Below are 23,582 nucleotides of genomic sequence, written 5' to 3' on the forward strand. Positions count from 1 at the left end.
TATCTAGATGCGCTGTCGCAATCTGTGATGCACGTCGTCAAGCAAGTGAGACCGAGCAACTATTTTTCCCCGAAATAGTTTTCGGCAATCAAGTGATGTTCTATGTGTGTTGTTTCCTCTATTTACTACTTCTAAGTCATTCATAAGCTTATCTATTGAAGACCAACGATCGCTTTCTCCACTTCTTCCTATACGAAACCCTCTTCCATTTAACGCCCCCTTTTTTGTTTTGCTGTCGTTCTGTTTGTATCATAACACATAAAAAAATGAATGAATTCTTTTGTATTGAATTACAACATTTTTTATTTTCACATTAGATTCAGCGATCTCTTACTGGCTCATCCCAACCTCAATGGACTATTCTCAAATTTTGCAAAATTGTAATTGATTCGCTTTAGAAGAAGAAAAATATTCAATCTTCAAGTTGAATTTTTTTATAATCAAACAGCGGATCAAAAATTTATCTGCCGCAGACAAAGGTTGCTGATACTCTTCTTCAATATCACGAAATGAAAAATTTCTATTCTTCTCACTTAGTTTTGTTACGATCTCAATCACCGTTAATTGCGTTAATTCTGATGTATATTGTTTTCTCACAGCTACTCTCCTTTATTCATAGCGTTCTTTAATTCAGAATATAGCATGGATTTTTTCTTGCTGGGAACAATTTTTTCCAAAAACAAGAAAAGATTGTTTTAAATAAACAAAACAATCCATTTGAGTGATTTAATCCATAACATGAACGAAAGTCACCTCTGCTCTGCAAATCAATCCAAAATAACACCTTTTAGAAAAGATCAATACTAAAAATTTACACATTATAGAAATAATCGGTACATACCACGAGTTGAAAAATGATATTTTTTTTATATATTAATAAAGATAATTAAGGAGAAACAATGGAGAAACCTAAAAAAAATATAGAGGTGACAAGATTTTTAAATACAGCCATCAGAGATGGTGTTCTAAATCCACAAGCAATCGGTCAAGAAAGCTTATCTCGCTTGAGATTACACATATTGATCAAAGAACAATCGTTAACTATAAATTTAAAAGCACCGAATCTTTCTGACAACGTTTTTCAGAGAATCAGTAGACAATTAGATGTTGTAAAAAAATTCTCACAACAAACAGCATCGATCACCGCTGAAAATATCCAGTTGTCTGCTAAACAAATTAACCAGAAAATTCAGCATTTAAACGAAAAAGACAGAGAGTTAAATGAACAAATCAGGGAAATTAAAAGTGAAGTAAAAAACTTTCGAGCAGAACAGCCAATCCGGATGAATATAACAAGGCAAAAACCAAACTCAATAACGCAAATAAAGAACTAAATAATAATCAAAATAACATCTACAGTCATCGCGCAATGAAGCTTGTCCTAAAAGAACAAGAACGCCGGCAAACGAAAAGTGTTCGCCGAGAATCTGTCGATCAGTCGCCGAGACGACAATCCGTTTCTCAAGTAACATCTGAACCTCGTCAGTCCGTCGCACAAAAGCTTTCTAGGCCTCGGCAATCACTCGCACAGCAACAGGAAAAACGAACAGAAAAAATCGATAACCTAACAGAAAAGATCATAAATACAGAGAAAACAATACAGGCGCTTGCAAAAGAAAGAGATGGTCTCGTTAGCCACCCTAACGTAAAAGAAGAAATCGTTATATATATTGAAGGCATCCAACTTCATCGAAAACAAGCAGATAATCTTTACCGTCAACTGGAGACGATTGATTCAAAAACTGCAACGAAGTTAGAAAAAAAATTGGCTGTTTCCCCTTATGGCAAAATCGCGTGTCCATTAACACCTAAAGAAAGCTCTGCAATCAAAGTAGCAAAGGCCAATGAAAAGTTCAATCAATCTTACCGCAACTTATCTCCTGAACCTAAAATGAACAAAAAGCTAAGAATAGACACAGGTAAAACCCTCTCATAGAAAGAGAGAACAGCCGAACATAAGAAGTTTATTCAAGAAACTAAAAAAATGTGCAGAAAATTGAGGCCAAATTGCAAAAGTACCACAAACGCAAAAAATATTTTCGGTCTGATTGCGAATGCTTTCAGAGAAAAAAATCCAAAGTTTAAAGGAAAAAAACTGATTTGATAAACAAATTCGAACAACCGTAAAAAGGTATCCTAAAACCAATATTTAAAAAACAAGTAACTGACGCTCATAATAAAAAAGAACCATAAATGAAAAATCAAAAACTGCGTGGAGATCGAACACAATCACCGAGTTTTAGCAGATCATGATCATCGCCCACACAGATAAAGATTTTCTAGCTAAAGTGGTTCAACAAATCCATATATTTAGTTATTTTATATACTTTATTTCATTACAAAAAGAGACATAAAATTATAATGAAAAAGCTCTGCCATTCGATCAGTCCACCTGCTTCAATTTCAATTTTACAACGTTTTATTATCTCATCATTTATATCAAAAATTTTCCTTAATAGAAATTATTGACACTAATTAGCAATAAAAAGATGTTATGTTTATTTATATATAACAATAAGAGAAGGAGATAGATATGGCTAAGAACAAGCAATATAAACCCAAATTAAACAATGAGGGGAAAACAACGATCACTCACCTCTCGAATCAAATTATCGACTCTGAGAATATGATCGAAAAATTCAAGGCACAACGAAAGGAGCTTGGAGATTCTTCAAAATCTTCAAAAAAATATCAGGAACTGACAGATGCTATCAAAAATCATAGGAAAAGAATTCATGTTTTATATAGAAGAATCGAAAATATTTCACCCGCACATGCGGATAGATTGGAAAAATACATAGATAACCATTTCACTCAAGACAAAAGCGTCACGAAGAGCAATGAAAAAATCATGAATGAACCAATCTATGAAACCATTCCTGAAGTTAGGAAAAAAAGGAAGGAAGAGATCGATGTCCCAATCACATTAAAAAGGGCTCGATCAAAAGAAGAAATTCAGTCGGCTGTTAAATCTGCTAATGTTAGATTCAACGAATCTCATAAAAATATATCTTCAAAGTCATATGATAAAAGAGAGAAAACAATCGAAATCAAAAAAAAACCAATTAAGGATACTAGGAGTCAAAAACTTACGCTAGATAAAGCTGAGAAAAAGTTGCATCAAACGGAAAAAAAACTAGCTACTTTCCAAAAAAGAAAGAAGAGGTTAGTTGGCAGAATCATGAATTTATTTGGTGGGAAAAATAACGAAAAATTAATGAACCAAAAAAAATTATTGATTGATCAAATTAAAATTATAAACGGAGAGCCTGTTAAAGGAATTCTGAAACCGTCATTGACCGAGAAGTTAGCTAACGCACAGGAACAGGTCAAAGTGAACGCCCAAGAAAAAGCAAATCCAACACTGAACAATCGACCAAAAACTAATCCTGCTCTTTCAAAGTAAAACAACTTCACACTAAACAAAATAATCTAGGATATTGATCAAAAAATGATCAATATCCTTTTTCTGCTATCAAACAAGCTTTCCTCCTCGTTGCTTTCTCGCTCGTATTTCAAGAGCAACAAATGCTTACACTAATTTTCCTTACTTAGAAATTATCGATATCAAACACGAAGATTAAAATGCTATTTTTGTTTATGTAACAAAGATGAGAGATGAGGAACTAATTATGGATAATCGTAAAGAAAATATTATGTCAGTAGAAAAGATGAAACAGCGTTCTAGGAAATTAAGTAAGCATCTACCAAAAAGTCCTGCTACAGAAATCAAACAACTGACAAAAAGCCTGATGAATACAGTAGCTAGAATCCAAGAGCTAAAGGAAAAAAGAGAACAGCTTAGTGATCATTCCACATCTTCAAAAAAATATAGGGAACTAACAGCTGGCATCAAAAATAATGAAAAAAGAGCGCAAGAATTACTTGATAAAATCGACAAGTTGTCGCCAAAACAAGTAGATAAACTTGTCGAACGATACACAGACTCTGCTGAACCGATCTACGAAACAATTCCTAGTGATACTAAAAGGAATGAAAAAGATGCGCCACTCCCTGAAATACGTGACCGAACAAAAAAAGAAGTGGTAAATGCTGTTACGGAAGCGAATCGTAAGTTCAATGAAACACATAAAGATATCTCTAAAGAACCTTATGCAAATCGACAGCCAAAAATAAAGTTTGATGCAAAAACATTGATAAATGGAATGGATAAAGAGGAGCCTTCCCAAAAACGCGATCACACAGACAAAGAAGTTGGGAAGGCTAATCATAAGGTGCAGACCCAATCATTACAAAAAAAGATTTCACCTGAGACTCAGAAATTTACATTGAAAGATAGGATCAATCATGCACATCGCCAAACAGAAAACAATCATCTAAAACAAGATAGCCACTCGCGAAACAATCGACCACAAACTAGCCCGAGCCTTGGAAGATAAAAAATAAAAAATCCAGTGATTTCCTTATCAGTCAGGACTGCATAAGGCTTTCACTGGTTTTTATTGACTCATTTATTCTTGTCATTCAGCGACATTTCCCCCAAAATGTTAACGATACTGATTGTCAGAATAAACAAAAAAATGAATGTTTTAACTACTTGTTTTGTCCATGGTTCACTCAATATTATGTATTATTTCTTATGTGCTTTGATTTCCCTCCTTTATTCTTCCTCCGTCACTTTATGTACTTACGTCCATAAATAAAACGATGTAAGCCCCTGTTCGATAAACGACCCATGTCCATTCTATTGATGGTTCATGTTTTTAAGAGCAACAAACTACTGATACGTATGGAACTACTAAATGGAAATCAGTCACCATGCGATACCTATTATTTAGCATACCTCTTTCTTTCAGAAGGTGCAAAACCACTTTTTCTGTGCAAAGAAAAAAATGAGCCTGGGACATTAGTGACCTTGCATCTCCTAGAACCGAATAAACGGTGTTCCAGAAGCAACCCCTTCAGAAATAAGCGTGAAACCCAGAAAATTGTTCTTCAAATTTTTGGGGTTTCACGCTTATTTCTCGGAGCTGAACACTTCTGTCACAACCACATTTTTATATAACTTAGTCTGCCCGTCTTAGGATCAATGACGTCAAAGTCTCTAATGTTTCTTTTGTTTGTACCGAGGTATTTGGCAATTTTTTGATTTCTTTTAATGCTTGTTTCGTATAGGATTCTGCCAACTTCTGGGCGCTTTCGACCCCTTGTGCCTCAATAACTAATTGTTGAACCTTCTCAGCTTCTGCTTGTGTCATTTGTTTTTCTTTGGACAAATATTCAAGTAATTCTGCTTTTTTGTCTGTTTGTAACGCATAGATCAAAGGTAAAGAATACACCCCTTGACGAATGTCTTCCAATACAGGCTTGCCGATGTCATCGCTCTGTTTTGTATAATCTAAAATGTCATCAATGATTTGAAACGCCATACCGATCGCTAACCCGATATCCCCAGCTTTTTTTGCAAAACGTTCGCTTGTGCCACTTTCGTATGCACCTACAAAACAACTCAGTTGAAAAAGTTCAGCGGTTTTACCAGAAATATTCTGTAAGTATTCTTCAACCGTCAACTGGGTATTGTATTTATCATCCATTTGCCCGAGCTCGCCATTCAATACTTTTTCCATACTTCTTGCATTTAATTGCATACTCTTTAAGGAAGAAGTATATTCGGACAAGAGTTTAAAACAACAAACAAATAAATAATCTCCGGCATAAACAGCGACACTATTGCCAAAACGGCTACGTAAGTTTGGCTGTCCTCTGCGTAAGTCAGCTTCATCAACGATATCATCATGGATCAATGTCGCAATGTGTAGCATCTCAATAGATGCTGCCAACGAAATGGCTTTATCGCGATCTTGCTCCGGGCCAAATTGAGCAAATAATAGTTGATACGCCGGACGCAGTAACTTCCCACCTGCATGAATCGTTTCTTTTATCGCTTCTTCTACTGGTTTGTTTTTCAGCCGAACAACACTTTCCATTTTTTTTAGTGTTTGGTTCAATTCCACTTGGATCGTTGGATAGTCCACCCACATTTGATGTAACTTCATAAAAAAACTCCTTGTATAACGCTTATTTTTTCAGAAATACCGATTGCCATTGACTATTGGTCTGTCGATCATAGTCTGCTTGGAAACGCTGAAGTGTTCTCACATGTTTCAGCAGATAATTAGCAGCTATCCCTATGGCCAATCCTGATAGAATACCTAGGAATGACAAAATCGGTAAGTAGAGCATGACTGTCCATGATTGAGCGATAAATGACGCGGTCAATAACTGACCGACATTATGCATAAATCCACCTGTCGCGCTGATGCCAATAATGCTAACCCTTTTAGGACCCAGTTGTTTGACTATCAACATCCCTACATAACTCAACAACGCACCACTCATACTATAAAGAAACGTCGAAATCGTGCCGCCTAATAACGTGGTCAAAAATAAACGCAACCAAAGTAATAAGAAGCTATCTCGTTTTTTCATTGTAAAAATTGCCACAATCGTAATCAAATTAGCCAATCCTAGTTTTGCACCTGGCGCAAAAGCGAAAGGATAAGGAATCATATTTTCCAATAAACCGATGATCACACCTTGGGCAACTAATAAAGATATATAGATCATTTTTTGTAATTTACTCATGACGTGAACCGTCTAATAAATCAGACTGTCTTCCCCACTCCCGTCTGTTGATCGCACTTCGATCACTAATTTGTGAGGCAAACAAACGATTGTTTCACCATTATTCGTTGCCCATCCTCGGCGAACGCAAATCTGGTCGTCGCAGTCTGCTTCTTTGATCCGAATTCGTTCCCCATCGATCTCGATCACGTTTTTGTCGCCATGATCATCTTCGTATAAATAGGTATAAGCTTTGGTTTCAGTTACCAACGGAAACGTTTTGATTTCTGTTCCATCGACTCGTAGCACTGCTTCTTTATTTGGTGTTGCATCCACTTGTTGATAACTAAAGATGACAACCGGCAAGAATGAGAGCATGACTAACAAAAGAATAATGATGATATCCCAAGGTTTTAATAAACTTTTTTGAATAAATTCTTTCAAGTACTCACTCCCTTTTTCTCCTCGTTTGATTGCTCCAATTTTACCATGAATAACGAAGGTTGTGAATGAGAGGCACAACACAGCTAATTCAAGGATTTGAGCGATTCATCATCTTTATACGAACCTATTTAAGAAAAAGATGAGCTTGGAATGTTTGCACACCCCAAGCTCCTCCTTATTTCTTCTCATATCATGATTTTAGTTGCTAAAATCATTTGGATTATTTGAATTGTTAACTTTCTCTATTCGCCGTAACGTGCCTTTGGTTTCCCGTACCACCAATTACCGAGTGTTTTCTGTAACCAAGGAATCACCCAACGATCCAAACCGATCGCACGACCTGAACCATTCATCAAGGCAAACGCCACAAAGATGAACCAGATGTTTACCCAGTAGAACATACCAGAAATACAGAATGTGATAACTAAAACAATCGTTGTTGCACTACATAACCAAGTGAATAAACCGGCAATCAATGCTAACGCTAACGCGATTTCAAAGAAGACCATGAATTTTTGGAAGAACATCGCTACATCGTTATTTGGCATGATGACTTGCATGATGCTGTTGAACCAGTCTGGTGATTTATCGATCACTGCCATTGGTTCTTCACCATATGCGTAGCTCAAGCCAAAATGTGCCGCTTGTGTTGCTGCTTCTCCAGTTGTTGCACCTGCACCGCTCGCAGCTGTTGTTGCATCACCTGCTGCTGAAGCACCACTTGCTACATCTGCTACATTGTATTCCCAAGTCCAAGGGAACACACTGTTACCAGTAAACCATGAACCTTCACCAAACCAAGTACTTGGTTTTAATACTTCACCGTTACCAATCATTTTCTTAGAAGCTTCAACTAACCAAACGAGACCGTAGAAGATTCGTAATGGGACGCTCCATAAAACATTGCCGTAACGAGAAGAATGTCCACGAGTCACATTGCGATCATCTTTGATATGGAAGAATTCGTGCATCATATATTGGAACATATAATAACCTGAACGGATATCAAAGAAATATTTCAAGTTGACGATATGCTTCATGATAATTGCTAAAAAGCCACTTAAATGGATCTTGTCAAATAAGTTCGCTACACCCCATTTGGCGCCGACAGAAACCATAAATCCTTGGTAGTTCCCTTTAAATTTATGTTTCTCGCCACCTTTGATCGAAGCCACGATATTCGCTGCAGCTGTATGACCGGTTTGTTCTGCGGCTTGAACGATTTGTGGTGTTGGTGTATTAGGGAATTCTTCGTAATACACTAAATCACCAATGATGTAGATATTTTGTTCTTCATAGCCTTTTGCTTGCATATATTCGTTTGCTACTAAACGTTGGCCACGTGCAGTCTCTAATCCGAAATCAGCCGCATCGGTTGTTCCTTTAACACCTGCTGTCCAAATCAAGGTATGCGTAGGCACTTCACGACCGTCTTTTAATTTGATATGGTCAGGAGCGACTTCAACGATTGGCGCATTCAACAATAGCTCAACATTCTTTTTATTTAAATAACGTTCTGCTTTGGCTGCATCATTACGATCCAACATATTCAAAATCGTTGGCATTGCTTCAACAACCATTAGTGTAATCTCATTTGCATCTAGTTTGTAGTCTTTGGCTAAACGATCTTTCCAATCCACTAACTCACCGATCATTTCGATTCCCGTAAACCCAGAACCACATACAACAAACGTTAACATTGCCTTACGCAATTTTTCGTCTGGTTCTAATGCTGCTTTTTCGACCGTTTTCTCAATGTGCTTACGGATCTTAACGGAATCTTCAAATGACCAAAGAGTAAAGCCATTTTCTTTAACACCTGGTGTACCAAAATCATTTGGTTCACCACCCATACCTAAAATCAATTGATCGAATGGATAAGCGCCTAATTTGGTTTTGACGATTTTTTTCTCTTTGTCGATGCCAATTACTGTATCAGTCACTAGATCTACATTTTTTTGTCTTGCAAATAATCGTTGTAAATCGTACTGGATCGCCTCTGGTTCCACACGTCCGCCTGCAACTTCGTGAAGTTCTGTCATCATCGTGTGGTACGAATGACGATCAATCAATGTGATTGTTACGTCTTCTTTTTTCAGTTTCTTCGCTAAGTGTTTTGTAGCTGAAACACCCGCATAACCAGCACCCACAACGACAATATTTTGCTTTGTCATTGAATATCCGCTCCTTATTTTTCATCTATATAAATTATTAATAGTTGATCGTTTTTTCAATTTGATAATGATTACACAATCTTTATACATTATATAGATGTTTTGTATATTTGTCTAACACCTTTTTATGTTTTTTTTATTACAATAAAAACGCCTGTTTTTCACGAAATTTCCAGAAAGAAAACGCTCAATTAAATCACTGTCGTTATTTTTGTAAAACGGTTGACTTATTGATGATATCCATTAGAATGTATAATGAATCACAAGGAATTTGTGGACAAAAAATGAAATGGCGGGGTTAAAAAATGAAGAAAAATCGGTTTGTTACGGGGTTTGCTGTATTAGCATTCTCAACATTGATGCTAGGAGCTTGTGGATCAGATAACAATGATAGTTCAAGTAGTACATCTTCTTCTACTTCTACTGCACAATCTTCTACAACAGAAACTAGTACAACAGAAACTAGTACAACAGAATCAACTAAAGAAATCGTTGCTGGTGGAGAATTACAAGACGGTACATACAAGTTAGAAGAAAAAAACTACTCTAATGGTTACCGTTCAGTTTTTGAAATGGTCGTAAAAGACGGCAAGATCACTGAGTCTAATTATGACAATGTGAACGAAGATGGCAAATCTAAAATGGATGATGCTGAATACAACGAAAACATGAAAGCAAAAGCTGGTACAAATCCAGAAACATTCATTCCTGAATTAAATGAACAGTTGCTAAGCGCACAAAGCGCAAGTGGTGTAGAAGTTGTGACTGGTGCGACACATTCATCAGAAAGTTTCCAAAACTACGCACAACAATTGATCCAAGCGGCTCAAGCGGGTAACACTGAAACGATCGAAATCGATAATGGTGCAGAACTTAAAGACGGCACATACAAGTTAGAAGAGAAAAACTATTCAAATGGCTATCGTGTGCAATTTGAATTGACAGTTGCAGATGGCAAAGTCACTGAATCAAACTTTGATTACATCGATGCAGATGGCAAATCAAAACAAGATGATACAGAGTACAACGAAAAGATGAAAGAAAAATCTGGTACTGACCCTCAAACTTACATCCCAGAATTAAACGATGAACTTGTTTCAGCAATGGGCGAAGAAGATGGTTCTCCAGCAGATGTAGAAGTAGTAACTGGCGCAACTCACAGTGCACATTCATTCATCATGTATGCACAACAATTAGTCAATGCTGCTGAAAAAGGCGATACACAAACAATTGAAGTCGATAACATTGTGACAAAATAAACTTTGTCTAACAGAAGGCTCATCTGCCTTTACGATAATCCTTTTGGAGATGTGGCAACTGTCACATCTCTTTTTCTGTGCTATCCCTGCAAACGCCATATCCCCCCGAAAAAAAGATGTTCATTCCTGCCAGATTATATTAGAATACAAAGCATGAACTTACTTTTGATTTCGCTTAGAGATTTCTCTTTATGCGGAACATGAAATAGATAAAAAGAAATGAGGAATAGATGTTGAAGAAACGATTACTTCCTTTTGTCTTGCTCTTGTGCCTACTGACCATTGCGGGTTGCAGCACAGATCAAACAACTGAAGGAAAACAAGAGAACAACACTTCACTGCTTTCTGACCCTTACACAGACGAACAATTTTTGCTTGGTACTTACGTTCGTATCCGTATCTACGATGAAGGGAAAGAAGACGTATTAAAACCTGCTTTTGACCGAGTCAAAGAGTTAGGCGATAAAATCACGATCAATCAAAGCGGCTCCGAAGTTGATGAAATCAATCAACAAGCAGGAATCAAACCAGTCAAAGTATCTGACGATGTGTACCGTTTATTAAAACGTGCGTATGAGTACAGCGAGGACTCTCATGGAGGCTTTGATATGGCAATCGGTCCAATCACACAATTATGGCGTATCGGCTTTGACGATGCACGTAAACCATCACAAGCAGAAATCGATGAAGCATTGAAGTTAGTGGATTATCATAAAGTCCAATTCAATGATGAAGAAAAGACTGTTTACTTGCAAGAAAAAGGCATGATCCTTGACCTAGGTGCCATTGCGAAAGGATTCATCACTGATGAAGTCGTCAAAGTCTTGAAAGACCATGATGTAACGACGGCGATCGTCGATCTAGGTGGGAATGTCTATGTTCTTGGACACAGTCCTAGAGGAGAAGATCAAGATTGGACAGTCGGTATCCAAGATCCGAATCTTGCCCGTGGAACGATCCTCGGCTCGATCAAAGAACGAAATAAAACATTGGTCACATCTGGAATCTATGAGCGCTACTTGGAAGTTGATGGCGTGAAATATCATCACTTGTTCGACCCTAAAACCGGCTATCCTTTTGACAACGACATCGCTGGTGTCACGATCATCACCGATCAATCCATTGATGGAGACGGACTATCTACTGCGGTCTTCGCCATGGGTGTCAAAGATGGCTTGGCGTACATCGAGGATAAACTGAATGATGGAACTGAGGCGATTTTTGTGACAAAAGATGATAAGGTCTATGTGACAGATCCAATCAAAGATACTTTCAAACTCGCTGAAGATTCAAAATATACTATGGGCGATCGTTCTGAATTAAACTAAGGAGTAACTGATATGACACTAAAAATCTTTTTAGAAGTAGTTGAACTACGTACGAAGGTCGCTAGTGTATTTCCTTTTGCGATAGGGGTTTTATTCTCTATCGCTTTTTTTCACGAAATACAGTGGCTGAACACTTTACTGTTTTTTATTGGTATGCTTGTCTTTGACTTAGCAACTACCGCAATCAATAACTATATGGATTATGAAAAAGCACATTCGGAAATTTATAAATACGAAGAGAACGTCATTGGACGGACTGGTATTTCACCAAAACTCGTACGAAACATGATTTTAGGGATGATTGCTTTTGTCTTAGTCATCGGTATATTACTGACATTGCGGACTGGTTGGTTATTGTTGCTGATGGGGATGATTTGTTGTTTTATTGGGATTTTTTATACTTTTGGTCCTATCCCTTTATCACGTATGCCATTAGGAGAGATTTTCAGCGGTTTTACCATGGGTTTAGGGATCTTTACGATGGTCATCTATATCAACACTCATCGCAGCGATCTATTTGATTTAACCCTGTCTTTAGCAACTGGCACCTTCAATTTATCTGGCAATATCTGGGCTGTAGCCGCCATCTTTCTGGCAGCACTCCCACTTGTTTTTACGATAGCCAATATTATGTTAGCGAATAATTTACGCGATTTGGAGCGAGATATTGAAAATCATCGGTACACGTTAGTTTTCTACATTGGTCGTCCCATCGGTATCATGCTTTTTCAACTTTTGATGTATGCGTGCTATCTGATTCTTTTAATAGGTCTGATCAGTGGTATTTTTCAATGGCCGATCCTTCTGGCTTTCTTGACTTTACCAAAAATATATCTTAATCTTCAGCTATTCAAAGAGAGTCTGCCGCAGCCTATCAGTTTTAGCTATTCAATCAAAAATATGATTTTGTTCAACAGTAGTTATGCACTTGGTTTATTCGCAACGATTCTTCTCAATCAACTATAGACATAAAAGTGTCTGGGACATTAGTCCTCTTGTACCACCTAAAACCGAATAAACGGCGAGAACAGAAGTAACCTCATCGGAAATAAGGCGCCATCCACAAAAATTTGAAAAACAATTTTCGTGGATGGCGCCTTATTTCTCGAGACTGAACACTTCTTTCCCGACCTCTTTCTCTAGATCTACAGACTATCTCGTTGGTAATGGTGTACCTTTTGCTAGTGGATTTCTTGTCAATCCCTGAGTTCTTAATGCATCATTGTGTAGTTTTGCTTGTCTATTCGCTCTATTCGTCATTGCGGATAGTCTTGGCTTTCCATCTGGAGTGCCGCCTTTTTCAGCTGAATTACTTCTAGATAGTAAGGGCTTTTCAGCTGAACTTCGTCCATGGGACAATGAGGCAGTCCCCTGTTCTCTGGTCAGATGGTCTCTACTGATAACAAGTTTCCGCTTAATAGAGTTCCAGGCTTTAGATAAAGTTCCCTTATCTTTTGACTCTTTATCTATTAACTTTTCTCTTCTATCTGCACGATTTTGCTGATACGTTCTGTATTTTTGTCTCAAGAAATGCCAAGCTCTGGCTAGAATCCCTTTTTCTTTTAGATCTTTACTTTTTGGATTTTCTCGTGCTTCTTTACGTTTTTGTCGAAATACCTGAACTTTTCGATATACTTTCATTCCTAATTGAACAACTTTTTTTATGAATCTATAGAGCCAAATTGGTCCTCTTTGAAAGATTCTTTTAAAAATATTTTCGAGCTTATCGATTTCTGGATCTTTATCTACGTTATTCATTTAGGTCACATCTCTTTCTGTTATAATAACTGTATTGCCCTCTTCATCTGTGGTTTCTTGTGTTCTTGAGGTGTCTGAACGACTCGTCCCATCTTGTGTCATTTGTACAGATTCATACGGCTTTTCAAATAGAGTGTTCCATTGGAAGCTTCCTTCATTTCCAAGCAGCCTGTATTGATTCGCTTCTTCAGTGATTCTAAAAGTGATTGTTTTTTGTAGATTCCCACTGTCTGTTCGATTGACGACAAAGTTGGCACCTTCATGATCGGTATCAAATGAAACAATTCGATACTCAAATGTTACTTCTTCATCTGATCTTCCTTCTTCAATTTTTTTCTGAGTAAATTTGTCTTCTCCAAACTCTAATGTAAAGGAACGACTATTGTTCGTATTTTCCCATGTTCCTTGCATCAAGATATCCATCCACATTTGTGAAACCGCTCGTTGTGCGGCTTCAACCTGCTCAGAAATTTCTGCTTCTAACTGGGCTTTTACTTCTTCTGTAGGATAAAGATACACATCTTCCCCATCATCTTCTCGATATAAGATCGTGTTTCCCATCTTAGTTTGTAAGGCAAATTCTTTGGTTTGCTTCTTATCGTTTTCTAAAACTACCTGACCACTTGTATTTAAATAATAGGTCCCTGACTCAAACCAATCACTGGAGACTTTATAGGTTCCATCAGTTGCTAATACGATTTCTGTATCATCTGGTAGATTAGAATACCAGGTGCCACTGTAGATCGTTGCGTTAAAACGATCTCTTGACTCTGTTGTTGCTTGTTCTTCTGTCGTTGAGTCTGTTGATTTACCTGTATTTTCTTGTGCAGTATTCATTAATGAATACCCTACGAGTCCAGCAACCACAGCAACAAACAATCCAAGTCCGATAATTATTTTTTTACCTGACTCTGTTTCTAAAAAATTTTTTAACATACTTCCTCCTTTCAAGATATCCTCTAAACCATCTGTCAATTATTTTCAGTGTTATCTTCTTATGGCAGGCCATATCCTGAAATAACATTACTTCCAATGGCGTAAGTTCTTCTTCTTACTAGATTGTCAGAGTTACCTTCGATGACCTGAATAATATTTCCGCCAGAATATTCAACGATTCCTACATGATCTTTTCCTGTTCTTCCACCAGTCCAGTCAAAAAATACAAGATCACCAGATTGAGGAACATAATTTTCATCATATGTTTTGAACTTATCATTCGCCTCAAACCATTCTTTCATATCAAGAACATTTGCTGTATTCAATACTCGTCCTTGTTCCAAGTATCCCGCTTCATTCGCTATCCACGAAACAAATACAGCTGACCACTCCATTCGATTGTTGAATCCAGCCCATCGCCAATACTTCTCACCATTCGGGTTACCAAGTTCTCTTCTAGCAAGCTCAGCTAATCTGCCTGTATCTGCCATGATATTTCTTGTGACCATGGCGGTATAAAACATATTGCCAAAGATGTATCGCCAGTTATAGCCCAATCCTTGCGCGACGATATGATTGAACGGAATGGTTTGATTATTACTTTTCATTTGCGCATACAAGCGCGCATCTTCAAAGGAATAAGGCGCATTTCGTTTGATCAGATCATCAAGATACGCTTCGCCATAATTATAGGCTTGAACCGCTGCCAGACCATTCAGATTATTGCTTTGTGCTTTTTTGAGCAGATAAGCAAAATATTCGACGCCTTTTTCAATCGATTCCTCTGGCGTAGTGATTCGGTCTGGAGATGATAGTGCCAGTTGCGCATTCATGATATCTGGCTGAATGGCTTCATTTCCACCAGATTCTACCCATATCATGGATAAAATGGCATTAGTAAATGCTTCAATGCCATGTTTGCTCGTTTGTTCCGCAACTCTGTTTTGCCATTTAGTAACTGCTAATGGGGGATTGATCAGATTCCCATGTAACCCGCCACCATTACGCATATAGGCTAAGTTGGTATCCGTACTAAAGACTAAATTATTGATGTAGATCGCTGGATAAACATCAGGATCTTTATGCCAGAAGCGATATTCTTTCATTGCAACTAATAAATTCCCATCAAACTGATTTCTTGTATAGCCAATCAAATCACCTGCTTCTAAGGTTCTGCCTGGCCTCACTACTGGATCAATATTGACATAATACGCATAATATAGACCTGTATCCGTTTCTATTGCTGTCGTTACAGGCGCTGAACCATCTGTATGACCAGCCTGATAACTATAGTTGATACTTTCCACTGTTTCAAAGGTGGTGGCATAAACAGGTGTTCCAGGTTCTGCTTCCAAAGCGATTTCGTAATGTTGGGTATTGGGATTACGTCGACGATAGCCAAAATTATCCACCACGTTTGCGTAGTTCATCTTACCAAATGGATTAGCCATGAAAATTTTATCTTCAAAGCGATCTTTCTCCATGATTGGGTAATATTTATCTACTTCATCTTCATCAAAAGCAATGACTCGTCCATAGTAATCATCATCCCTTGAATAACGCCTAGCCACATAGACTCCTACTTCAGGATCCGAGTCAAACATTTCACCAATTGTTTGGACATTGATTTTGACGGTAGCAACATTTTTTTTCTCACGTTTTACTTCTGTATGCTCTTCACCTGTTTCTTTATCCACCGTTATCACAACAGTTTCAACTTCTTTGTCTTTTTCAATGACGGTCGTGTAGTTGTAGACCATGTCATGTAATGCATGGATTTCATCTTTTACAGTGAATACTTTGATAGGTTCAGGTGATAATGGGTGTGGTGCGTCATGAAAAACAGCATATGTGTTATCCCTCGCTGACCATGGAATCCAGACACCTGTTTTTTCAGCCACTCTTTTTCGATAGGTAACAATGGCAGTATTATCGATATCATAATCTTCAAACTTTGCATTTAAGTAGTAGATATAGTTATCTCCATTGGATACATACATAAATTGCTCTGGATCAGATTCTATCCCGTTTACTTCAAAATAGACCTCATCATGCTCCGGATCATCAACTAGTCGATTGTACGTATCATATACCTCTTTGTTTTTATAAGTATCTAACCACGTGACATAGTTGTATGCTTCGGTAATCATCATCGACTCTGTTTTTACGACAAATAAACTTAAAATCGTTGTCCAAAAAGAAACGAAGATCGAAATGATCGCAATGACCACTGCAACAATCAAGATGATTACGATCAATTTCAATAAGATAGGTAACTTTAGAATAATAAGCATGGTGATAAGCATACCAACTAAATTCAAATTACCCTCTTCATCTCGCCCAACCTTATCGATAATTAAGTCTTTGATTTTATTTTTAAAAGGATTTTTAGGCGAAATTTGATCTTTCAACATATTATCTAATTTGGCCCGCATATTCCTTTTAGCTGCAACCTTCTTTTTTCCTTCTTTTCGCTTATTGTTTCTTTTCTTTTTTTCAAGCTGTTCATTTTTAGAAAGATGCAAAGCTCTTTTTTGATTTTTATGACGTAAGTTTGTTGTGTTAGTGCTAATTTTTTCTTGTTGTCCTTGTTGCTTTTCTAGTTTTACTTTACTGATATATCCTTTGTAAGTGTTACTTTTTTTTCGTTGGTTACGAATTTTTTCCTGACGGTTTTTTCTATTCAAAAATACTTGAGTATTCGTTTTTTCGTTTTTTTGTTCTGTGTCGTTATTAGTCACAGGAGCAGAAGCGATGGTTGTATCGACTTTATTAGGGCGCATCATTAAATCATGTTGCTGTTGCTTTAGTTCATCTCTTCGACTTTCTCGAATTCTTTGTCGTCGACTAATGCTCTGAGTGTTGACCGGTTGGCTTTTATTCGTGCTATCTAAAGGTTCCTGATTCACATTATTTTTATCGTTTTTGCTTTGTTTTCTCTGAAAAATTATTTGCTGGGATTTTCTTTTGATACGAGGATTGTTCCCCTTCAATAACTTCAACAGTTTTTTTCTTCGAGAAGTACTGATAGAATTATCTTTTTTTAAAGATAGTTTGCTACTTCTTACTACCATTTTTTTATTATTTGTACTAGTAGTTGTAGCATTCTTACCTGCCCTGTTCTTGTCTAAAATTTTTGAATCAGCCACTTTCCTGTTTCCTTTCCCGTATCCGTATACCTATCAAGTTTCTCCAGGTTTTGTTGACATCATCTTATAGAGCTGTGTATCTTTAGGGAAATGATCATAAAAGGGCAACGTTGTATCCCCAAACACCATAAGACCATACCCTTCTGGAGAGTTCACTACGTATTTTTCTTGTTCTTCTGAAATATCAAACAGTCTAACTAACTGTGTACGGTCTGATTTTGCTTGATTCAACATCATGATAAAATCGCTATTTGATAACATCCGTCGAGCTAAATCCGACAATAGTAAGGTTTCAACGTTCTGGGTAATGCCAGTCGGGATCGCTCCCCATTTTCGTGCACGACTCCACAGCTCAAAGAAGTAATTCTCAGAATATTCATTCGTAAACAAAAGCTGCATTTCATCAATATACAACCACGTGCGAACACCTCGTTCACGGTTAGTCGTGATGCGATTCCATACTTGGTCTAAAACAATTAGCATCCCCATCGTTTTCAATTGTTTTCCTAGATCCTTAATATCATAAATCACTAAACGTTTGGTAATGTCGACATTCGTCTCTGCAGAGAAGACCGACAAACTTCCTTCGATATAGATTTCTAGATCCATTACCAATTGCTTGGCTTCTTCTTCTTCTTGTTCTTTTAAAATATTATAAAAGTCAATGAAGGTAGGCGTACGGTCATTCAACACTTCATACGTTCGACGACAAACACGGTCAATCAACGTTTTTTGTGCCGAACTTAGCCCCAATGCCCCACCAATAATCAGATCAAATAACGAAATCAAAAACTCTGATTTTAACACGACCGGATCAGTATCATCTCCGTAGTTCTCATTGATATCCATTGGATTGATCGTTGTCGGTGAATCACTAGAGATTTTGATGATCTCACCATTGAAATTTTGTCCAATGACAGAATATTCACGCTCAGGATCAATAATGATGACTTCATCATCTGCATCGCGTAGCAGTACATTAACGATTTCGCGTTTGACTGAGAAACTTTTACCAGAACCTGGTGTTCCTAGAACAAATCCATTTGGTGCTTTTAATAATTTTCGATCGAGAGAAAGAATATTTTTTGAGATCGCATTGACACCATAATACTTCCCATTTTCTTGAATCAAATCCGAAATCGTGAATGGGATAAAAATGGCGGTACTGGCTGTTGAAAGTGTTCGATCTAATGGAATCGCATTGATTCCTAACGGTAATGTCGCATTTAAGCCATTTTCTTGCATGAACTCCAATTCAATGAGTTTAAATCCAAAGCGACGAGACACTGAGTTTATTTCATCATGGACTTCAGCCAATTTTTCTTTCGTTGGTGAATGGAAATAGACAGATCCTGTTATCGCGTATAATTTTTGTCCCCTATTTTGGAGATCATCCACCAAACCTTTAGCCTCTGTTAGTGAGTAAGAGAGTTCATAAGAGAGCATCTCAAAGTCATACCCACTTTGTAACGCCTTCTTCTGCTCATCCACTTTTTGTTGTTCCATAAAAGCCAATTTTGTCTTCACTAAATCAAAGGCTTCATCTTGATCCATTGGTTCAATATGTAAAGATACAACAATTTCACGAGGGATTTCTAACATTTCAAAAAGAAACGTATCTGATAATTCAGAAGGGTATTCTTGTAAATATAATGTTTTTGCATAGTGATCATCGATTTTTACGTAGTTTTTGTTTTCTTTAAATTCCATGACTTCAGGTAGTACCTCATCGACTTCTGTTTTAACCGTCTTGTCATTCGTTAATAAGATTTCGGAAATCATATGTAATAATTTTATTTTTTCTACCTTTTTTGCTTGACTGCCTAAGCGACTAGCAAACATTTCAAAACGATCTGCTACCATCTCTAATTCTTTTTGCGCGATCTCCAACGTAGGATGTTTCTGCACAAAAGTAAATAAGATCGTTTTTTTGAAACCATTTTTTTCTTCATCTAATTTCCTTGAAATGACTTGATTCATTTCCTCACGATATGAATCGAGGAAATCATTTTTTGCCTTGTAATAAAGAACCGATTGCAAATCAGCAAGCGGTCGTTTCTTTTTATAAACAGTGAGTTGCAACTTTGTTTTACTACTCAATGAATTTAAAAAGTCGCAGTATTGAGAGAAAATTTCAATTTGATGATCGTCAGAAGATAATTGATAATTGATATCTTGTAACTCAAGCGTCAATGAATAGGTAAATTCATCGATTTTACAAATACCACTTTCATAAATCTCTTCAAATCTAAACGTATCTCTGAAAGGATCAATCTCCTCTTTCTTCTTCGATTTAGGTTTGCTAATAAATTCTTTTTCCTCATCTTTTGGTTTTTTAGTTGGTTTTAACGCTTTGAGCGCTTTTAACTTCATCATGTTTCTTGCCCGCCTACATCTTCAATTTCTTTATTCATTTCTTCCTTAGGCTTCTTTTTTCGTGTCCCTGGTGCCACGTGGTATTTGAAAAATTGTTTAAGATAGATATCAAATGTCAAGCCATTTCTTTTAAACCAGCCAAATGAAACGATTGGAATGGATGAAAGAATCATCAACCAACTTGTGATTTCCATAGGAATCTTTAATCCTGCAATGAAAATCAAACTGATCAAGACATTTACTCCAGCTGCAATAGCTAAACAAAGCAGCTGCTTTAAATTCATTCCCGCAATTACCTTTTCTTTATATTCTTTAATATCCTTTGGTATCTTTACCTCAACTGCCATAGTTCCTCCTTACGATGCTGACATCAATGTTTTTGCCCATCCTTTAGTTTTATTTACAGAAAGTAATAAAGCAATCATGTAAACTGTCAAACCTAAAATAATTCCAAAAATACCTGAACCAACTTCTTCCATAATACGATGGAAGATCGTCGGATAAATCACCAGTACTAACGCGATGAATGTGCCCTGCAGACCGAGGGCAGCGAAATTCTTGAAGAACCCCTTGCTCATCACTGAAAACTCTTGGCTTGGTAAGGCACTCATCGGAATTGGTGCCATTGCACAAAATATATACATCTCCAAAAAACGAAGATAAATAGTTACTTGAACCAATACGCGAACAACAAGGGATGCTAAAAACAGGATACACATCACGAGTAGTACAACTAATTGTGACCACCAACTTAGTTGAGAGACCGCCTGTCTCACTGCATCAGCTGTATCTCTTACAGCTGATGCATTTCCAACCGTTAAAATCCTAGTGGTTAAATTGCCAGCAATGATAACCATACCATCTAAAATGTCTTGAATTCTTAAAATAACTATGTAACAAATGACGAATTTGATCAATGCTTTGATAATCATCTCAAATCCTAACATGGGAGCTCCACCTGCACCTTCAACTTTCGTTGAGATTTTTTGAAACTCTAATAGAATAAAAATTGCTAGAATGGATAAAGCAAGTGGCCCAACTACGTGTTGCTGTAGTCGTTCCACTAAACTGTAGGCATCATATATGTAACTTCGTAAATCCATTCCTAAAATATTTTTTAGATCGTCCCCATTAAGAAATGTCATGATTTGATCAAAGATGGTCATAATTGCAGATTCCATATACTATACTCCTACTCTTCTTTTTGCGTAACGATTATGGTAAAAACGAACCAATATCAAATGAAGTAGCAAACCAACCTGCAGCGACTAGAATCAATCCACCACCAACAATCTGCCAAATCCCTTGTTGTAATTGAGGGCCATTTTTATCTTTTAACGCACCAGCTAGGATAATTGTTCCCCAAATCAACCATAGTCCACCACCAATTAATGTAAACTGTGAAACTAATCCAAATACTTGTTCTAATAATTGTGCATTCATAATTTTGCTAATCTCCTTTTTTATAATAATAATTTTTTATCTTATTTCATAAATTTAGTATATGCGAAATTCTGTGTTTACTTGTATCAGTTATTTCTTCCATTAGAAATTTTAGAATAATTACGACCATTACTTTAGGAGATAAACTGGATAATCGCCTATTATCAAATGAATCTTATTTTTAGGACTAGAACCATCATTTACAATTAACCTTCGATAATAAACCGATTATATGTTATTCTTACTGGCTATTTTTATATTGCTTCAACCTACGATGAATGAAATGGCCAAATTTCACTGTTCTTTTCAGTGAACCAGCCTTTTTTAGCTAATAAAAAGCACCACATTCTCAGTCTATCATTCGAATGAAGGTGCTTTCTATTTATTATGAGTGATTCATTGATCGAACTAGTTAAGCAGATAGATTTCGTTGATACATATAGGAATCCGTCACATCGCCTAACTTCTTATAGTTTTTATGTTTCACAATATCATATTTCTTTGATAAAAATGGATGGACTCCGCGAATTTTTAAGATACATTCCTGTCCTTTGAGACTTGCTACTTCATCGGGGTCCATCAAGTTCCTTCCTAATTTCTGGAAGTTCTCACTAAAAGAACCATTGCTTCCTTTGGTGACGCTTGTATTTCTTTGTTCAATCGTTTGTTTCCCTAGCAATTTTGAGATATATTCGTGCGTACTTTGTTCCATTCCGCCTAAATATAAAAAGACATCACTGGTCCCAATAATCGTTTCCCACGTATCTTTATACAAAGTTTTTAACTGACTGATATTTTGTAAAATGACATTTGTGGAGATTTCACGGCTTCGAATAACCGAAATCACTTTTTCAAAATCAGGAATTTGTCCAATATTGGCAAACTCATCTAGGATACAACGGACATGACAAGGTAATCGTCCCTTATAAACGTTATCTGCTTTATAAACTAACATGTCAAACAATTGCTGATACATCATACTCGCTAAAAAATTGAAACTGGTATCTGTATCAGGCAATAAAATATAGAGAATCGTTTTGACATCACCAACTGTATCTAACTCAAGTGTATCTTGCGAAACGAGTTCCTTGATACTTGGAATATCAAATGGTGACAACCGCACGCCTAGACTGACTAAAATACTTTTTGTCGTTTTATCACCAGAAAGTTTAAAAATCTTGTACTGTGATACCGCAAAGTTTGTCGGATCTTTTTGTTCTAACTCATTGAATAAAATATCTAGTGGGCTGACATAGCCAGGCACATCTTCTTCAATATCTGCTAAACGGACTAATTCAATCACGTTTCCTAACGTCCGATCTTCTGCGGTTACTTCTTGAATCAAATAGCTAAAAATAGCCATCAATAGGGCTGTTTCAGCTTTTTCCCAAAAATCGTCTCCGCCTTTTTTATCCGGGTTCGTCGTATTTTTGATGAGATTGTTCACGATTTTCAAGATATCATCCTCAGTTTGAATATATTGAAACGGGTTGTACTGATGCGTATCTCTTCGGTTGATCAAGTCAAAAATCTTGATTTGATAACCCGCTTCTTCAAACATTTTGCCTGTTTCAGCTAATAATAAGCCTTTAGAATCACTGACGACATAAGAGGAATGCATTTGCATCAAGTTAGGTTTTACATAAAATCGCGTCTTACCACTACCGGCTCCTCCCACCACAACGACATTTTTATTTCGGTTGAAATTATCGTTTCGTGTAATCTTCATACGTCCTGATAATGATAAGCTTTCGCTCTTCGTCAACAAGATATTGAAATCTTTTTTCTTATCAAGAAATGCACGGATGTCGCTGTACTTTCCCCATCGTGCACTTCCATATTCTTCATTAGGGCGGGTATTCTTCTCATCAAACGTCTTATATAAGATAAAAAGTACATAGGAAATAGCAACAACCGCTGCTATCCCTAATGATATCGGTTCATAAGAAAATTGCGGAGCAAATCTAGAAAGTTCTTCAAATGTTCGGTTGAATGTCGTTAGTAAATTATCTGCAAATGATAAATTCCCCGTATTCTCTGCTAAAAATAAATAACCAATACGATTACTCACATAAAGCAGAATACCAATTACTAACACATGCACTACCATAAGCTGCCGGGAATTTTTCA

At 36.8% G+C, this 23,582-nt stretch carries 20 protein-coding genes; 7 read left to right on the top strand and 13 right to left on the bottom strand.

The window, feature by feature from the left end:
• Nucleotides 1-363: 363 nt before the first annotated feature.
• Nucleotides 364-597, bottom strand: coding sequence for a hypothetical protein (locus tag ACH0AK_RS13930; RefSeq protein WP_010733923.1), 234 nt, complete (start codon nt 595-597; stop codon nt 364-366).
• A gap of 302 nt (nt 598-899) precedes the next feature.
• On the opposite strand from ACH0AK_RS13930, the gene ACH0AK_RS13935 reads away from it, so the two are divergent.
• The 4 genes from ACH0AK_RS13935 to ACH0AK_RS13950 all read left to right on the top strand — a co-directional run bounded on the left by ACH0AK_RS13935 (nt 900) and on the right by ACH0AK_RS13950 (nt 4,400).
• Nucleotides 900-1,334: a hypothetical protein gene (locus ACH0AK_RS13935; RefSeq protein ID WP_153830616.1), complete on the top strand. Its 435-nt coding sequence runs from the start codon at nt 900-902 to the stop codon at nt 1,332-1,334.
• Between the two features lie 35 nt (nt 1,335-1,369).
• Nucleotides 1,370-1,936: a hypothetical protein gene (locus tag ACH0AK_RS13940; protein WP_153830617.1), complete on the top strand. Its 567-nt coding sequence runs from the start codon at nt 1,370-1,372 to the stop codon at nt 1,934-1,936.
• A gap of 597 nt (nt 1,937-2,533) precedes the next feature.
• Nucleotides 2,534-3,406, top strand: coding sequence for a hypothetical protein (locus ACH0AK_RS13945; RefSeq protein ID WP_153830618.1), 873 nt, complete (start codon nt 2,534-2,536; stop codon nt 3,404-3,406).
• A 226-nt stretch (nt 3,407-3,632) separates the two neighbouring features.
• Nucleotides 3,633-4,400, top strand: coding sequence for a hypothetical protein (locus tag ACH0AK_RS13950; RefSeq protein ID WP_096081857.1), 768 nt, complete (start codon nt 3,633-3,635; stop codon nt 4,398-4,400).
• A 627-nt stretch (nt 4,401-5,027) separates the two neighbouring features.
• Here ACH0AK_RS13950 and ACH0AK_RS13955 read toward each other — a convergent pair.
• The 4 genes from ACH0AK_RS13955 to ACH0AK_RS13970 all read right to left on the bottom strand — a co-directional run bounded on the left by ACH0AK_RS13955 (nt 5,028) and on the right by ACH0AK_RS13970 (nt 9,203).
• Nucleotides 5,028-6,017, bottom strand: coding sequence for a polyprenyl synthetase family protein (locus ACH0AK_RS13955; RefSeq protein WP_153830619.1), 990 nt, complete (start codon nt 6,015-6,017; stop codon nt 5,028-5,030).
• A gap of 22 nt (nt 6,018-6,039) precedes the next feature.
• Complete coding sequence (locus ACH0AK_RS13960; RefSeq protein ID WP_010733918.1) at nt 6,040-6,606, bottom strand: Gx transporter family protein; 567 nt, start codon at nt 6,604-6,606, stop codon at nt 6,040-6,042.
• 12 nt (nt 6,607-6,618) lie between these two features.
• Complete coding sequence (locus ACH0AK_RS13965; protein ID WP_010733917.1) at nt 6,619-7,029, bottom strand: NusG domain II-containing protein; 411 nt, start codon at nt 7,027-7,029, stop codon at nt 6,619-6,621.
• A gap of 242 nt (nt 7,030-7,271) precedes the next feature.
• Nucleotides 7,272-9,203: an NAD(P)/FAD-dependent oxidoreductase gene (locus ACH0AK_RS13970; protein WP_019722800.1), complete on the bottom strand. Its 1,932-nt coding sequence runs from the start codon at nt 9,201-9,203 to the stop codon at nt 7,272-7,274.
• A 305-nt stretch (nt 9,204-9,508) separates the two neighbouring features.
• Between ACH0AK_RS13970 and pplA the strand changes: the two genes are divergently transcribed.
• The 3 genes from pplA (at nt 9,509) to menA (ending at nt 12,756) form a co-directional block, all read left to right on the top strand.
• The gene (gene pplA, locus ACH0AK_RS13975; RefSeq protein ID WP_153830620.1) at nt 9,509-10,462 is read left to right on the top strand and encodes an extracellular electron transfer flavoprotein PplA; all 954 of its coding nucleotides are present in this window, start codon (nt 9,509-9,511) and stop codon (nt 10,460-10,462) included.
• Between the two features lie 230 nt (nt 10,463-10,692).
• Entirely contained in the window at nt 10,693-11,790 is a 1,098-nt protein-coding gene (locus ACH0AK_RS13980) for an FAD:protein FMN transferase (protein WP_010733914.1), read from the top strand.
• Nucleotides 11,791-11,802: 12 nt separating this feature from the next.
• Nucleotides 11,803-12,756, top strand: coding sequence for a 1,4-dihydroxy-2-naphthoate polyprenyltransferase (gene menA, locus ACH0AK_RS13985; protein WP_010733913.1), 954 nt, complete (start codon nt 11,803-11,805; stop codon nt 12,754-12,756).
• Between the two features lie 186 nt (nt 12,757-12,942).
• On the opposite strand, the gene ACH0AK_RS13990 is transcribed toward menA, so the two are convergent.
• From ACH0AK_RS13990 to ACH0AK_RS14025, 8 genes are all read right to left on the bottom strand, one after another.
• Nucleotides 12,943-13,548, bottom strand: a complete 606-nt coding sequence (locus ACH0AK_RS13990; protein WP_226077356.1) for a hypothetical protein — start codon at nt 13,546-13,548, stop codon at nt 12,943-12,945.
• Complete coding sequence (locus tag ACH0AK_RS13995; protein WP_010733911.1) at nt 13,549-14,484, bottom strand: hypothetical protein; 936 nt, start codon at nt 14,482-14,484, stop codon at nt 13,549-13,551. It abuts the gene before it with no gap.
• A 59-nt stretch (nt 14,485-14,543) separates the two neighbouring features.
• Nucleotides 14,544-17,633, bottom strand: coding sequence for a lysozyme family protein (locus ACH0AK_RS14000; protein WP_226077358.1), 3,090 nt, complete (start codon nt 17,631-17,633; stop codon nt 14,544-14,546).
• Nucleotides 17,634-17,666: 33 nt separating this feature from the next.
• Complete coding sequence (locus ACH0AK_RS14005; protein WP_023520573.1) at nt 17,667-20,009, bottom strand: VirB4-like conjugal transfer ATPase, CD1110 family; 2,343 nt, start codon at nt 20,007-20,009, stop codon at nt 17,667-17,669.
• The gene (locus tag ACH0AK_RS14010) at nt 20,006-20,356 is read right to left on the bottom strand and encodes a PrgI family protein (protein WP_023520574.1); all 351 of its coding nucleotides are present in this window, start codon (nt 20,354-20,356) and stop codon (nt 20,006-20,008) included. The genes ACH0AK_RS14005 and ACH0AK_RS14010 overlap by 4 nt, the downstream gene beginning before the upstream one ends.
• A gap of 9 nt (nt 20,357-20,365) precedes the next feature.
• Nucleotides 20,366-21,190 (bottom strand): VirB6/TrbL-like conjugal transfer protein, CD1112 family, encoded by an 825-nt coding sequence (locus ACH0AK_RS14015; RefSeq protein WP_023520575.1) that lies wholly within the window; start codon nt 21,188-21,190, stop codon nt 20,366-20,368.
• Between the two features lie 34 nt (nt 21,191-21,224).
• Nucleotides 21,225-21,452 (bottom strand): hypothetical protein, encoded by a 228-nt coding sequence (locus ACH0AK_RS14020; RefSeq protein ID WP_023520576.1) that lies wholly within the window; start codon nt 21,450-21,452, stop codon nt 21,225-21,227.
• Between the two features lie 412 nt (nt 21,453-21,864).
• Complete coding sequence (locus ACH0AK_RS14025) at nt 21,865-23,562, bottom strand: VirD4-like conjugal transfer protein, CD1115 family (protein ID WP_137073100.1); 1,698 nt, start codon at nt 23,560-23,562, stop codon at nt 21,865-21,867.
• Between the last annotated feature and the right edge of the window lie 20 nt (nt 23,563-23,582).

This window comes from Enterococcus pernyi, assembly GCF_045371165.1.
GTDB lineage: Bacteria > Bacillota > Bacilli > Lactobacillales > Enterococcaceae > Enterococcus_B > Enterococcus_B pernyi.

Excerpts from the sequence above, each read along its gene's own strand:
- ACH0AK_RS13990 (WP_226077356.1), bottom strand. The coding sequence starts at position 13,548 with ATGAATAACGTAGATAAAGATCCAGAAATCGATAAGCTCGAAAATATT.
- ACH0AK_RS13995 (WP_010733911.1), bottom strand. The coding sequence starts at position 14,484 with ATGTTAAAAAATTTTTTAGAAACAGAGTCAGGTAAAAAAATAATTATC.
- ACH0AK_RS14010 (WP_023520574.1), bottom strand. The coding sequence starts at position 20,356 with ATGGCAGTTGAGGTAAAGATACCAAAGGATATTAAAGAATATAAAGAA.
- ACH0AK_RS13970 (WP_019722800.1), bottom strand. The coding sequence starts at position 9,203 with ATGACAAAGCAAAATATTGTCGTTGTGGGTGCTGGTTATGCGGGTGTT.
- ACH0AK_RS13955 (WP_153830619.1), bottom strand. The coding sequence starts at position 6,017 with ATGAAGTTACATCAAATGTGGGTGGACTATCCAACGATCCAAGTGGAA.
- ACH0AK_RS13980 (WP_010733914.1), top strand. The coding sequence starts at position 10,693 with ATGTTGAAGAAACGATTACTTCCTTTTGTCTTGCTCTTGTGCCTACTG.
- ACH0AK_RS14005 (WP_023520573.1), bottom strand. The coding sequence starts at position 20,009 with ATGATGAAGTTAAAAGCGCTCAAAGCGTTAAAACCAACTAAAAAACCA.
- ACH0AK_RS14020 (WP_023520576.1), bottom strand. The coding sequence starts at position 21,452 with ATGAATGCACAATTATTAGAACAAGTATTTGGATTAGTTTCACAGTTT.
- ACH0AK_RS14015 (WP_023520575.1), bottom strand. The coding sequence starts at position 21,190 with ATGGAATCTGCAATTATGACCATCTTTGATCAAATCATGACATTTCTT.
- ACH0AK_RS13935 (WP_153830616.1), top strand. The coding sequence starts at position 900 with ATGGAGAAACCTAAAAAAAATATAGAGGTGACAAGATTTTTAAATACA.
- pplA (WP_153830620.1), top strand. The coding sequence starts at position 9,509 with ATGAAGAAAAATCGGTTTGTTACGGGGTTTGCTGTATTAGCATTCTCA.
- ACH0AK_RS13960 (WP_010733918.1), bottom strand. The coding sequence starts at position 6,606 with ATGAGTAAATTACAAAAAATGATCTATATATCTTTATTAGTTGCCCAA.
- menA (WP_010733913.1), top strand. The coding sequence starts at position 11,803 with ATGACACTAAAAATCTTTTTAGAAGTAGTTGAACTACGTACGAAGGTC.
- ACH0AK_RS13945 (WP_153830618.1), top strand. The coding sequence starts at position 2,534 with ATGGCTAAGAACAAGCAATATAAACCCAAATTAAACAATGAGGGGAAA.
- ACH0AK_RS13950 (WP_096081857.1), top strand. The coding sequence starts at position 3,633 with ATGGATAATCGTAAAGAAAATATTATGTCAGTAGAAAAGATGAAACAG.
- ACH0AK_RS14025 (WP_137073100.1), bottom strand. The coding sequence starts at position 23,562 with ATGGTAGTGCATGTGTTAGTAATTGGTATTCTGCTTTATGTGAGTAAT.
- ACH0AK_RS13940 (WP_153830617.1), top strand. The coding sequence starts at position 1,370 with ATGAAGCTTGTCCTAAAAGAACAAGAACGCCGGCAAACGAAAAGTGTT.